The 12,657-nt window shown below is 74.9% G+C and carries 11 protein-coding genes; 5 read left to right on the top strand and 6 right to left on the bottom strand.

Annotated elements, in window-relative coordinates; genetic code table 11:
• Together BG452_RS18850 and BG452_RS18845 are read right to left on the bottom strand one after the other, a co-directional pair.
• Positions 1–1,089, bottom strand: a 1,089-nt coding sequence (locus tag BG452_RS18850) for a phytoene desaturase family protein (protein WP_188305500.1), incomplete at its 3' end; no start/stop codon positions are given.
• Positions 1,090–1,100: 11 nt separating this feature from the next.
• The gene (locus BG452_RS18845) at positions 1,101–1,718 is read right to left on the bottom strand and encodes a DUF4126 domain-containing protein (protein WP_188305499.1); all 618 of its coding nucleotides are present in this window, start codon (positions 1,716–1,718) and stop codon (positions 1,101–1,103) included.
• A 577-nt stretch (positions 1,719–2,295) separates the two neighbouring features.
• On the opposite strand from BG452_RS18845, the gene BG452_RS18840 reads away from it, so the two are divergent.
• From BG452_RS18840 to BG452_RS18830, 3 genes are all read left to right on the top strand, one after another.
• Positions 2,296–2,835: an SAV_6107 family HEPN domain-containing protein gene (locus tag BG452_RS18840; protein WP_188305498.1), complete on the top strand. Its 540-nt coding sequence runs from the start codon at positions 2,296–2,298 to the stop codon at positions 2,833–2,835.
• A gap of 233 nt (positions 2,836–3,068) precedes the next feature.
• The gene (locus BG452_RS18835) at positions 3,069–3,821 is read left to right on the top strand and encodes a methyltransferase domain-containing protein (protein WP_223242413.1); all 753 of its coding nucleotides are present in this window, start codon (positions 3,069–3,071) and stop codon (positions 3,819–3,821) included.
• Positions 3,822–4,226: 405 nt separating this feature from the next.
• Positions 4,227–4,616, top strand: coding sequence for a DUF3040 domain-containing protein (locus tag BG452_RS18830; RefSeq protein ID WP_188305497.1), 390 nt, complete (start codon positions 4,227–4,229; stop codon positions 4,614–4,616).
• A 90-nt stretch (positions 4,617–4,706) separates the two neighbouring features.
• On the opposite strand, the gene BG452_RS18825 is transcribed toward BG452_RS18830, so the two are convergent.
• The 4 genes from BG452_RS18825 to BG452_RS18810 form a co-directional block, all read right to left on the bottom strand.
• Positions 4,707–7,142 carry a transglutaminaseTgpA domain-containing protein gene (locus BG452_RS18825; RefSeq protein WP_188305496.1) on the bottom strand — a complete coding sequence of 812 codons (2,436 nt, stop codon included), beginning with the start codon at positions 7,140–7,142 and terminating at the stop codon, positions 4,707–4,709.
• Positions 7,139–8,461, bottom strand: a complete 1,323-nt coding sequence (locus BG452_RS18820; RefSeq protein WP_317621119.1) for a DUF58 domain-containing protein — start codon at positions 8,459–8,461, stop codon at positions 7,139–7,141. The genes BG452_RS18825 and BG452_RS18820 overlap by 4 nt, the downstream gene beginning before the upstream one ends.
• A gap of 1 nt (position 8,462) precedes the next feature.
• The gene (locus BG452_RS18815; RefSeq protein ID WP_411292971.1) at positions 8,463–9,509 is read right to left on the bottom strand and encodes an AAA family ATPase; all 1,047 of its coding nucleotides are present in this window, start codon (positions 9,507–9,509) and stop codon (positions 8,463–8,465) included.
• 272 nt (positions 9,510–9,781) lie between these two features.
• On the bottom strand, positions 9,782–10,324 hold the full coding sequence (locus BG452_RS18810) for a beta-class carbonic anhydrase (protein ID WP_188305494.1): 543 nt from the start codon (positions 10,322–10,324) through the stop codon (positions 9,782–9,784).
• A 587-nt stretch (positions 10,325–10,911) separates the two neighbouring features.
• Here BG452_RS18810 and rsmH point away from each other — a divergent pair.
• Together rsmH and BG452_RS18800 are read left to right on the top strand one after the other, a co-directional pair.
• Positions 10,912–11,886 carry a 16S rRNA (cytosine(1402)-N(4))-methyltransferase RsmH gene (gene rsmH / locus BG452_RS18805; protein ID WP_188305493.1) on the top strand — a complete coding sequence of 325 codons (975 nt, stop codon included), beginning with the start codon at positions 10,912–10,914 and terminating at the stop codon, positions 11,884–11,886.
• 131 nt (positions 11,887–12,017) lie between these two features.
• Positions 12,018–12,554, top strand: a complete 537-nt coding sequence (locus BG452_RS18800; RefSeq protein WP_188305492.1) for a septum formation initiator family protein — start codon at positions 12,018–12,020, stop codon at positions 12,552–12,554.
• Positions 12,555–12,657 lie beyond the last annotated feature (103 nt).

Below are 12,657 nucleotides of genomic sequence, written 5' to 3'. Positions count from 1 at the left end.
CCCCCTCTCTTCCTCCCCCCCCCCCCCCCCCCCCCACCCCCCCCCGCCCGTACCCCCTTCCCCCACCCGACGCTCTTCCGATCTGGTCGCGGTGCCCGCCGGGCGTTCCCCGCGCAGGGCCAGCAGCACCACGACCCGGCCGGGGACGCCGTCGGCGTCCTGCGCCGGGGCCGGCCGGTGGTCCGGGGTCTCGGCCGTGCCCGCCGGCGCGTGGTGCCGCGCGTCGGCGTCCACCGCGGAGACCACGACGTCCGCCTCGACCGGGCCGGCGGTGGTCTCGATCCCGCGGGCGCGGCCGTCCGCGGTGAGCACCCCCTCGCACCGGGTGTCGAAGCGGAACTCGACCTTGCGCTGCTCGCAGCGGCGGTACACCGCGTCCGCCAGCGCGCGCAGGCCGCCCCTGACGTACCAGACGCCGAAGGACTGCTCCATGTACGGCAGCACGGTGGCCGAGGCCGGGGCGCGGCGCGGGTCGAAGCCGAAGCGCAGCGCGTGCTCGTGCAGCAGGGCGGTCAGCCCCGGGTGGCCGCCGAGCTCGCGGGCGGCGACGTCGGCGAGCGTCCACCGGCCGGTGGGCCGCAGTCGGGCGAGGCCGCGCCGGGGCGGTACGGGGTACGGGTCGGCGTGCAGCGGCGTGGGGTCGGCCGGGAGCGGCTCCTCCAGCAGCGGGCGGCGGGTGGCCTCCCAGACCGTCCGGCCGCGGTTGATCATGGCGTTCCAGCGCTCGCCCGAGCCGGCCCCGAAGGCGGCGTCCAGGGCCTGTCCGACGCCGCCGCGGGAGGCGTTGGGCAGGGTGAGGTCGCCGCCGTCCGGGAACAGGTGCCGGCTCTCCGGGTCCACCGGCGCCAGGTCGACCAGCTGCTCCAGCGGCTCCCGGCCGGTCTTCAGCGCGAGGTCGCGGTAGACCGCCGGGAGGGTGAGCAGGCCGGGGCCGGTGTCGAAGGCGAAGCCGTCGCGCTCGTACCGGCCGACCATGCCGCCGTACGTGCCGCTCGCCTCGCAGACCGTCACCCGGTGACCGAGGGTCGCCAGCCGGGAGGCCGCCGCGAGCCCGCTCATTCCTGCGCCGATGATGACGATCCGTGCCATGGGACCCGATCCTAGGCCTGACCTGCGGGCGATCCCGCAGCGGCCGCCCGGACGGCCTTGCGCTCGCGCCGACGGGCCCGGAACGCCCGGATCCTGCTGACCGCCAGCCAGACCAGCAGCAGGCCGGCCAGCAGCAGGACGGCGGCGATCGAGGCGGCCGCCCAGGGGTGGAAGATCGCCAGGGTGACCAGGCCGGCCACCGAGAGGTCCTCCGCCAGGCTGACCACGATGGTGCTGAACGGTTCGGGCGAGGTGTTGACGGCCATCCGCAGCGAGGCCTTCACCAGATGGGTGACCAGCGCCGTGGTGCCGCCCATCGCCCCGGCCGCGACCTCGCTCAGCGAGCCCGGGTCGTTGCTCGCGATCAGCACGCCGACGACGGCGCCGGCGATCGGCCGGATCACGGTGTGCACGGCGTCCCAGACGGTGTCCACGTACGGGATCTTGTCGGCCACCGCCTCCAGCAGGAACAGCACGGCCGCCGCGATCAGCACATCGGTGCGCTCCAGCGCGTGCGGCACCGACTCCGCCCCGGCGAACCGGCCCAGCAGACCGAGCAGCAGCACCACCGCGTACGCGTTGATGCCGCTGGCCAGACCGCTGGTGAAGATCAGCGGCAGGACCGTCATCGCGTCCCCCTCCTCGCTATCCCGGGTCTCCCGACCCCGGTCGGGACCGCCCCGGCCCCGCCGTACCGTACCCGGACCCGGGACGTCACCGGTCACCGCCGCGGTTCCCGGTCCGCCCGGACCGGGCCGGCTGAGTACGGGTACTCAGATCCCCGGTTGAGTACGTCAGCGGATGGCCTCCGACCTGCCGGGACGGGAGAGTGGTGGCACCCGGGAGGACGGCGCGTCGGGCGCCGGCCGCCCGGGTGGCGGATCCCGTCCGCTCCCCGGCCTGGAGGCTCGGGGGGTGGTGGTTCGGGATCCGCGTCGGGCGCCGGTCACGGGCCCCGCACCGCCGACACGGGGCGGCGGAGCGGGCCGGGGGGAGACCGGTCTCCGAACGGGGGAAACGGGGGAAGTTCGCACCGCCGCCCGGTGGGGGGTGGGCGGAGCGACGGCAGACGGCGGCGGCGCGGACCGGGGGGACCGCGTCCGCCGCCGGTACGCCCGTTCCCGGGGCCGGATTGTCAGTGGCGCCGTTCACGATGGAGGAGCACGGACCACCCGGTCCGCGCGCTGCCTCGGACCGGGGGAGACCATGACCATCAGCCACCCTGAGCCCGTCACCGCCCGCCTCCACTCCGCCGCCCTGCCGCACACCCCCGCCCCGGCCGGGCGGGACGTCCACCCCGTGCCGCGCCGGACGGCGGCGCCGCCCGCCGCCCTCGACCTGCTCGCGGACGCCCACCGCACGCTGGCCCGCGCCCGCGCGCTGGAGGACCCGCTGGAGCGCTACGCCACCGCGCACCTGGCCGCGCTGCGCACGGTGGCGGCCGTACTGGCCGTCCGCGGCCGGCCGGAGAAGAACCCGCGACGGCGCAAGGCCATCCGCAGCGCCTGGGAGGTGCTCCCCGAGGTGGCGCCCGAACTGGCCGAATGGGCGCTCTACTACGGGGCCGGCGCCCGCCGCCGGGCCGCCGCCGAGGCCGGGATCCGGGGCGCCGCCTCGGCCCGTGACGCCGACGACCTGATCCGCAACTCCGCCCTGTTCCTGCGCCTGGTCGAGCGCCTGCTCGGCCTGCGCCCGGCCCCGCCCGCCCCCCGGCTGCCGCTCGACGCCGACGAGCCCCCGGCATGAACCGCACCGCGATCCGCCCGGTGCAGGGCCCGTCTCATGGGCCCCTGCCGGGTCCGCGGCCTCGGGGCACGCACCTCGCCGCGTTGTCGTCGGTTGCCAAGGCGCCGCATCGTCGCCCTTCTCCGCCGCGCGATGCACGCACCCCAACGCCGCGGGCTGTCCGACCGGACCCAGGAGACAGGCCCTAAGGTGGAGGCAACCTGATCGATCTGCACGTGCCGAGGAGCCCCACCTTGTACCCGACGCGTCCCCGCAGTGCCCTGCGTACCGCCGTGGTCTGGGAGGTGGTGCGGGCAGCCCTGGAGAAGCGGGCGGCCGAGCTGGACCAGCCGGTGCTCGACGTGGTCGACACCGGCGGTGGCACCGGCAACTTCGCCGTGCCGGTGGCCAAGCTCGGCCACCGGGTCACCGTGGTCGACCCGAGCCCCGACGCGCTGTTCGCGCTGGAGCGCCGGGCCGCCGAGGCCGGGGTGACGGACCTGGTCCGGGCCGTCCAGGGGGACACCCAGACACTGCCCGAGCTGGTCGCCCCCGGCACCGTCGACGCGGTGCTCTGCCACGGCGTGCTGGAGGTCGTGGACGACCCGGCCGAGTCGCTCGGCAGCCTGGCCGCCACCCTGCGCAAGGGCGGCCTGGTCAGCCTGCTGGCCGCCAACCGCAACGGCGCCGTGCTGGCCCGCGCGCTGGCCGGCCACTTCACCGAGGCCCGTACGGCGCTCTCCGCCGAGGACGGCCGCTGGGGCGAGCAGGACCCGATGCCGCGCCGCTTCACCGGCGAGGAGCTGGGCCGACTGGCCGAGGGCGCGGGGCTGCGGGTGGAGTCGGTGCACGGCGTCCGGGTCTTCGCCGACCTGGTGCCCGGGGTGCTGGTGGACGCCGAGCCGGGCGCGACGGAGGCGCTGCTGAAGCTGGAGCAGGCCGCCGCCGAGCAGCCCGCCTTCCATGCCGTGGCCACCCAGCTGCACCTGCTGGCCACCCTCGTCTGACCTCCCTCGGGACCCCCTCGGGACCCCCTCGGGGCCCCCTCCGGACCGCCCGTCGGCCGCCGGACGCCGACCCCTCACCGGGGTGGGACCGGGAAGCTCCCCAGGTCCGGACCGATTCCACCGGGTCGGGCACTTGTCCGATCCGTCCGGCGTTGAGCCGGGTGCGGCCCCGCCCCGTCCAAGTGGCCCGTCCCACGCGGCGCAGACCACTCCGTAACGGGCCCACGGACCGTATGATCTGGGTAAAGCCGGAAAGCATGACAGCTGGATGCGTGGGGCATATGGACGACACGGGCCGGGTCCCCCACACGGGCGTCCGACCGTGTGCCCAAGGCTGATTGGACTGGCCTCCCCGACCGGGGTGGCGGACCGGTCGCACCCGCGACCGACGAGTAGGAGGACTCCGTGCCGCTCTCGGAGCACGAGCAGCGACTGCTCGACCAGATGGAGCGAGCGCTGTATGCCGAAGATCCCAAATTCGCGTCAGCGCTTGAGGGAACCGGGCTGCGCACCTACACCCGCCGGCGGGTCTACCTGGCCGTCGCCGGCTTCGTGGTGGGGATCGGTCTGCTGATGGGCGGCATGGTCGTTCCGGACCAGATCTGGGTCAGCGTCGTCGGTTTCCTGGTGATGCTCGGGTGTGCGGTGTTCGCGGTGACCGGCTGGCGCCGCGGGCCCGCGAGCCAGGGCTCCGGCCCCCGCCAGGCCGCCGCCCCGCGTCGCAAGGCCGGAATGATGGACCGGGTGGAGCAGCGCTGGCAGCGCCGCCGGGACGAGCAGGCCGGCGGCTTCTGAGCCGTAGCGGCGCAGCGCCGCATCGAGGGACGAGAGAACGAGAGCCGGGGCGGGCAGTCGATCGACTGCCCGCCCCGGCTCTCGTGTGGGTCAGGACTCCGGGGTGGACCGCTTGCGGCGGATGACCACCCGGCGCACCGGGCCGGAGACGGCCTCGGCGGCCCGGCCGGTCCGGGCGGCGGCGCCTGCCCGGACCGCCCGCACCGTGTCGGAGATCCGCCACCACAGCTGCGCCGAGGACGGCGGAAGCAGCAGTGCCCGGACCCGGCCGGCCCGGCGGGTGCGGGCCCACAGGGCACGCCGGGCGGTGCGGACGTCGGCGGCCAGCGGGGCCGTGGTGACCTGCCCGGGACGGGCGTAGAGCACCCGCTCGGTGGCCAGGGCCAGCCGCCCGGCGGCGGCTGCCGCGTCCGCGTCCAGGTCCGCCGTCTCGGTGATCCGACGGGCGGCCGAGCGCGGCGTGCGTGACTCGTCCGGGGGAATTCCGAGGTCCCAGGCGGAGTCGACCAGCTCGTCCCAGGCGGCCAGCACCTGGGCGTCGGTGAGCTCGACCGGACCGTCCCCGCCCGGCCGGCGGCGCCCGCCGCCGCCGAGCCGTCGACGGCGCACGGCCGTCCGCCAGAACATCGGTACGAGCAGCAGGACGATCAGCGCGACCACCACGGCCAGGGTGCCGAGCACCTGCCCGGACAGCAGCCAGGACTCCTCGGCGGCCGTGCTCACGGCCTTGCTCTTGGGACCGCAGTCGCCCAGCTGGTGCTGCTTGGCTGTGCAGTCGGAGCTGCTGCTCGGCGCCGGGACGGCCGCCGTGCTGGTCGCCGCGGCGGTCGGCTGCTGGGTGGGAGCGGTGGTCGGGGTGCTGGACGCCTCGCTGTAGTTGGTCGGGATGCCCCGGCTCGGGGTCGGCTCGAAGCGCAGCCAGCCGTAGCCGGAGAAGTACAGCTCCGGCCAGGCGTGGTACATCTTGCCGGTCACCGAGTAGGTGCCACCGCCCTTGCTGTCGCCGGGGGTGAAGCCGACCGCGACCCGGGCCGGGATCTTCAGCACCCGGGCCATCGCGGCCATGGTGGAGGCGAAGTGCACGCAGAAGCCCTTGCGGTCGCGTAGGAAGACCGCGATGGCGTCGCTGCCGGTGCCGCCCTCGACCGCGGTGTCGTACGTGAACTGAGGGCCGGTGAACCACTTCACCAGGGCCGTCGCCCGGTCGTAGTCGTTGCGCGCGCCGGCGGTGACCGCCTTGGCCTGCTCGGCCACCACGGACGGCAGGTCGGAGGGGAGGGCGGTGTAGTGGTCCCGGACGTCCTGCGGGGCGAGCGGCGCGGTGCGCAGTTCGTTGGCGCTGGGCCGCAGGTCCAGCGCGCTGACGGTGTAGTGCAGGCCGCGCATCGCCTTGTCGTTGGCCGGCAGGACGGTGCGGGTCATCGGGTCGAACCCCCAGTCACCGCGGTTGGGGACCTGGACGGAGGCGGCCGGGTAGGGCATCGGCAGCCAGCTCTTGTCCAGCTTCTCGCTGACCTGGAAGTCGCCCTTGAAGCGGGCGACGTCGGTGTCCCGCAGACCCTCGGGGGCGGGCATGGTGACCGGCAGGCTCATGACCGCCGTGCTGCTGAGCTTCCAGGAGGTGCCGTCGAACTGGTCCAGCGAGCCGGTGCGCAGGTAGGTCTGGTCGGCGAGGTCGCTGTCCAGGCTGTAGGAGAGCAGCTCGGTGTCGGACGGCTTGGTGATCGAGGCCTCCAGGCTGACCAGCGGGTCGAGGCTCGTCAGGCTCCCGGCGGTGCCCTTGCCGGACGACCCGCCGGAGCCGGAGTCGAACAGCCCGAGGTCCCAGCGCGGCAGGAAGACCGGCAGCAGCAGCGCCAGGGCCAGCGCCAGGACGCCGACCTGCTGGCCGCCCAGGCCGACCTGGGTGGAGGTCACCGTGCCGCGCGGGCCGCCGCGGAAGACCCGGCCCCAGCGGGAGACCCGGTCCTGGCCCTCGGCGAACAGCAGCACCAGGTAGCCGGCCGCGGCGCAGCCGAACCAGACCCAGCTGCTGTGCTCCCCGGCCAGGCCGTTGCCGATCGAGTAGAGCGCCAGCAGCGGCAGCCCGGCCAGCGCCGAACGCCGGTACGTCACCGCGATGGCGTCCACCAGCACGGCGATCAGGCCGACCGCGGAGACCAGGATCAGCCGCAGGCCGGCGGTCGGCGGCGCCGGGATGGCGTACTGGGTGATGTCGTCGACGCCGGCCGAGAAGACCTGGCCGAGCACCCGCATCGCGGACGGCCCGGGCAGCACGCCGGCGGTCATCCCGGAGCCGGCGAAGCCGATCAGCATCAGCAGGAGCAGCACCAGCACCTGGGCCACCGGCACCGACCAGCGGTAGAGCGGCGAACGGCGCAGGCCCGCGCCGACCCCCGCGACCACGGCGATCACCAGGAACGCGTGGGTGAGCCAGCTGCGGGTGGTCAGCAGCGGCAGCATGCACAGCGAGGCGAGGGCGGTGGCCAGCGCCGAGTAGACGGTCAGTTTGGCCCGGGGGGTCACGCGCCGGCCTCTTCTCGGTAGGGGGCGGTGGTCTTGGCGCCGTCGGCGGCCCGCCACAGGTCCGGCACGGAGTCGCCGGCCCGGGCCGGCAGGACCGTCCAGCCGGCCTGGCGCAGCTCCCGGACCCGCTCGCGGAACGCGTCCCCGCCGGTGCCGGGGGCGAGCATCCGCAGACCGGCCCAGGTGCCGGTGTCGAGCAGGAAGACGACGGCCCCGCCGGTACGGCCGCGCAGCCGGGCCAGCCGGGCGGTCTGCGCCTGGTCCAGGTCGCCGAGGACGGCGACCAGCAGGCCCTCACCGCCGGACCGCAGCGGCTCCTCGGCGCGGGAGAGCCCGGCGCCGTCGGACAGGTCGGCGACCGCGAGGGCGTCCAGGATCAGCCCGGAGGTGTCGGCGGCGACGTTGTGGCCGCCGCTGCCGGGCCCGGGCACCCACTGGCCGGTGTCGGTGAGCAGCCGGGTCTGGTAGCCGCGCTCCAGCAGGTGCACGGCGACGGAGGCGGCGCAGCTGACCGCCCACTCGAAGGAGGACGCGGGGCCCATGCCCCGGTGGCCCACCTCGCGGGTGTCCAGCAGGACGGTGGCGCGGGCCTTCTGCGGCTGTTCCTCGCGGCGCACCATCAGCTCGCCGTACCGGGCGGTGGAACGCCAGTGCACCCGGCGGAGGTCGTCGCCGGGCCGGTACTCGCGCAGGATCACGTCGTCGTCGCCGGCCAGCGCCAGCGTGCGGGTGTGGCTCTCGCCCTGGCCGATCCACTCGCCGGTGAGCCGCACCTGCGGCAGCGCCTGCACCTGGGGGACGACGGTGAGCACGTCGGCGGCGGCGAAGGCGCGGTTGACCTCGCACATCCCGAACGGGTCGGACAGCCGCAGCTGCAGCGGCCCGAGCGGGTAGCGGCCGCGCAGGTCGGAGCGGACCCGGTAGGAGACCTCGCGGAAGCCGCGCGGCTCGACCTTGTCCAGCACGAAGCGCGGGCGCGGCCCGAGCACGTACGGGACCTTGTCCTCCAGCAGCAGCAGCCCGGTGGGCACCCGGGAGACGTTGTCCACCCGCAGGTGGACCCGGGCCTCCTGGCCGGCGATTGCCCGGTGCGGGCTGAGCCGGCGTCCGCTGGCCACCCGGTAGCGGGTGTTGGCGACCACCACGGCGGCGGCCAGCGGCAGCGCGGCGAGCAGCACGCCGACCCGCAGCAGCGCGTCCTGGTCGAGCAGGTAGGAGCAGACCACCGCGGTCAGACCGGCGGCGAGGAAGGAGCGGCCCCGGGTGGTGAGGCCGCGCAGTCCGGCCCGCAGTCCGCCCGTCGGGTCGGATGAGGCCACCTCAGCCCCTCCGGACGGCCGGGCCGCCCTGCGGACGCGGCAGCGGCAGCCGGGCGACCAGGTCGGTCACGATCTGCTCGGAGGTGCGCCGGCCGAGCTGGGTCTCGGCGGTCGGCATCAGGCGGTGCGCGAGGACCGGGACGGCCAGGCGCTGGATGTCGTCCGGGGTGACGTAGTCGCGCCCGTCCAGCGCGGCGGCGGCGCGGGCGGCCCGGACCAGGTGCAGGGTGGCGCGCGGCGAGGCGCCCAGCCGCAGCTCGGGGCTGGTACGGGTGGCGGCGACCAGGTCGACGGCGTAGCGGCGGACCGGGTCGGCGATGTGCACGGTGCGGACCAGCTCGACCAGCTTGAGGATGTCGGCGGCGTGCGCGACCGGCTGGAGGTCGTCCAGCGGGTTGGCGCCGGCGTGCACGTCGAGCATCGCGAACTCGGCCTCGGGGCTCGGGTAGCCGATCGAGATCCGGGCCATGAAGCGGTCCCGCTGGGCCTCCGGGAGGGGGTAGGTGCCCTCCATCTCGACCGGGTTCTGGGTGGCCACGACCATGAACGGCGAGGGCAGCTCGTAGCTGGTGCCGTCGATGGTGACCTGGCGCTCCTCCATGGACTCCAGCAGCGCGGACTGGGTCTTGGGCGAGGCGCGGTTGATCTCGTCGCCGACCACGATCTGCGCGAAGATCGCGCCCGGGCGGAACTCGAAGTCGTGCCGCTGCTGGTCGTAGATGTTGGTGCCGGTGACGTCCGAGGGCAGCAGGTCGGGGGTGAACTGGATGCGGCGCACGGTGCAGTCGACGGACTTGGCGAGCGCCTTGGCCAGCATGGTCTTGCCGACGCCGGGCACGTCCTCCAGCAGCAGGTGGCCCTCGGCGAGCAGGACGGTCAGGGCGATCCGGATGGCCTCCGGCTTGCCCTCGATCACGCTCTCGATGTTGGTCCGGACCCGGTCCACCACTGCGGCCAGCTCCGAGAGCCCGACCGGACGGTACCCGTTCGCCCTCTGCTCGCCCCCCGCAGGACTGCCGAGACCGGCCTGATCGTTGTAGCTCGTCACCCGTTTACGCTCCCTGGCACGCTGCGCCCGCCCCACCTGAGGCCGGACCCCACCCATGCTTGACGCGGCCGTCCCGGGGGCGGTTCCGAAGGAGGATCCGGCGCCGGTGGGCGGCCTGCGGCCCGGCCGACCCAGGTGGTTCGGGGTCCGACCGGCAGGCGCATTCTCCCCCGTTCGGCGGCCAGAAGTCACCATTCGGCGGTCTCCGAATGCCCGGAGGGGGAGGTGGTGGGGGTCCCGCCCCGGGTCGAAGGGCGGGCGAGCGGGCGGCGCTACCGGATCTCGCGCAGCAGCCCGGTGTGGACGTCGAACACGAAGCCGCGGACGTCGTCGGTGTGCAGCAGGAACGGGGAGGTGCGCACCCGCTGCATGGACTGGCGGACGTCGCTGTCCAGGTCGACGAAGGCCTCCACCGCCCACTGCGGGCGCTGGCCGACCTCCAGCTCCAGCTCGCGGCGGAAGTCCTCGGTGAGGCCGAGCAGGCCGCAGCCGGTGTGGTGGATCAGGGCGATCGAGCGGGTGCCCAGGGCGCGCTGGCTGATCGTCAGGGACCGGATGGTGTCGTCGGTGACGACGCCGCCGGCGTTGCGGATGACGTGGGCGTCGCCCAGTTCGAGGCCGAGCGCCGCGAACAGGTCGAGACGGGCGTCCATGCAGGCCACCACGGCGATCTTCTGGACGGGGCGGGCGTCCATGCCGCCGTCCCGGAAGGTCACCGCGTACTCGCGGTTGGAGGTGACGAAGCGGTCGATGATGGTGGGTCCGGTGGAGTCGGCAGCGGCGTTCGGCGTGGGCCGGTCGGGGGTCACTGTCATGGGGGCGACGTTAGTGCGATCCGGGGCCCCGCGGTGGGGCGGAGAGCTACAGAACGCACCGCTGTGATCGAGCGCATAGCGACAACGGGCGGGTTTGTCCGGACTGGTGCCGGAGTCGTCCCGGAGCGGTCCTGTGGCCGGTGCCGGGGCCGGTCCCGCGGTGGGTTCGTACCCGGTCGCTCGACGGGGGCGCGCGGCGCTCGCCGAAGGCCCCCGGCCGGTGCCCTCGCCGGACCGCCCGGACGGCCACGACCTGCGGTGATCCGTACCGCCGCCCGGGTGGTGCGCCGGAGCGGACCATTGACTGGAAGGGTCCGCGCGATAGAGTTGCGCCGCGTTGGAGCACACCCGCCGCAGCCCGTCAACCGGGCCGTTCCGGCCGGTGCGCGGCCCGGCCGATGCGGCTCGTGGCCTCCACCCGCTCCGTGTTCACCTGGCGCACCTTCCCCGGCGCCGGGCGTCCACGACCTTCCCCCAGAGCGGGCGGGGACCACGGGCCGCGTCGTCGCGCCGACGGGCGGTGGGCGAGAATGGTCGGAGCTCCCGGTCGTCGGGCTGCTCCGCACCGAGGAAGGGCGCCACCGCGCATGACCACCAACGAACCGGGTCCCAAGCACGTTCCGGTGATGCTGCAGCGGTGCATGGACGCGCTGGCCCCGGCGATCTCGCGCCCCGGTGCCGTGGTGGTGGACGCCACCCTCGGCCTCGGCGGGCACAGCGAGGCGCTGCTGACCCAGTTCCCGGAGGTGCGGCTGATCGCGGTGGACCGCGACCCGCAGGCGCTGGAGCTTTCCGGCGAGCGGCTGGCCCCCTTCGGCGACCGGGCCACCCTGGTGCACGCGGTGTACGACGAGATCCCCGAGGTGCTGGAGCGCCTGGGTATCGACGAGGTGGACGGCGTCCTGTTCGACCTCGGCGTCTCCTCGATGCAGCTGGACGAGGCCGACCGCGGCTTCGCCTACGCCCAGGACGCGCCGCTGGACATGCGGATGGACCAGACCCGGGGGATCAGCGCGGCGGAGGTGCTGAACACCTACAGCCACGGCGACCTGGCCCGGATCCTCAAGGTGTACGGCGAGGAGCGGTTCGCCGGGAAGATCGCCTCGGTCATCCTGCGGGAGCGGGAGAAGGAACCGTTCACCAACAGCGCGCGTCTGGTCGAGTTGGTGCGCAACGCCATCCCGGCGGCGACCCGCCGGACCGGGGGCAACCCCGCCAAGCGGACGTTCCAGGCGCTGCGGATCGAGGTCAACGGTGAGCTGGAGGTCCTGGACCGGGCGATCCCGGGGGCGCTGGACGTCCTCGCGATCGGTGGCCGGATGGTGGTGATGTCGTACCAGTCGCTGGAGGACCGGCTGGTGAAGCAGTACTTCGCCGCCGGCTCGACCAACACGGCCCCGCCGGGGCTCCCGTTCATCCCGGAGGAGCACCAGCCCTGGCTCAAACTGATCACCCGCGGTGCCGAGCAGGCCACCGAGGAGGAGATCGAGGAGAACCGGCGCGCCGCGCCCGTACGGCTGCGGGTGGCGGAGAGGATCAGGGACCGAAGCAAGCGGGGCTGAGGAACGGTCCGGCGGGGTCCGAAGGGTGGAGGAGAGCAGTGGGGCCGGTGGCCGGTGAGGTCCGGGCGGGGCGGGGAGGACTGCCCGGACAGGGCAGGGCGCGGATCACGGTCCGGCCGGGGCGGCGCCCCGTGCGGGGGCGCACACCGTTCGCGGTGCTCGTCGTGGTGCTGCTGGCGGCGGGGCTGCTCGGGCTGCTGGCGCTGAACACGGCGCTCAACGAGGGCTCCTTCGAGCTCTCCCGGCTCCAGAAGCAGACCACCAAGGCGACCGACGAACAGCAGAGCCTCCAGCACGAGATCGACCAGAGCTCGGCCCCGGACGCGCTGGCCAAGCGGGCCGCCGAGCTGGGCATGGTCCCGGCCGGCGGGATGGCCTTCCTTGACGTGCCGAACGGCGGCAAGGTGCTCGGCACGCCCGGCCCGGCACAGGACAGCCCGCCGGTGAAGAAGTCGACGGTCGAGCCGTGGCCGATGAAGGCCTCGCCCGGCGCGCAGGCCCCGGCCCAGCAGAGCGCCGCGCCGAGCGCCTCGCCCACTGCCCAGCCTCCGGCGCAGCCGAACACCCAGGCGCCGCCGCCGACCCCGGCGGCCTCGGCCGGTGACTCGGTGATCCAGCTCAACCCGGTGACATCCGCACCGGCCCAGCACGGGGGTGGTACCCGATGACGACACCTCGTCAGCCGTCAGGCTCCGGTTCGGGTGCCGGCCGCCGGCAGCCGCCGCGCCCGGGGACGGCCCGGCCCGCCGCCGGGCGCGGCCAGCCCGCGAA

The sequence above is a fragment of the Streptomyces sp. CBMA123 genome, assembly GCF_014596465.1.
Lineage (GTDB): Bacteria > Actinomycetota > Actinomycetes > Streptomycetales > Streptomycetaceae > Kitasatospora.
This window is presented reverse-complemented; position numbering and strand designations above follow the sequence as displayed.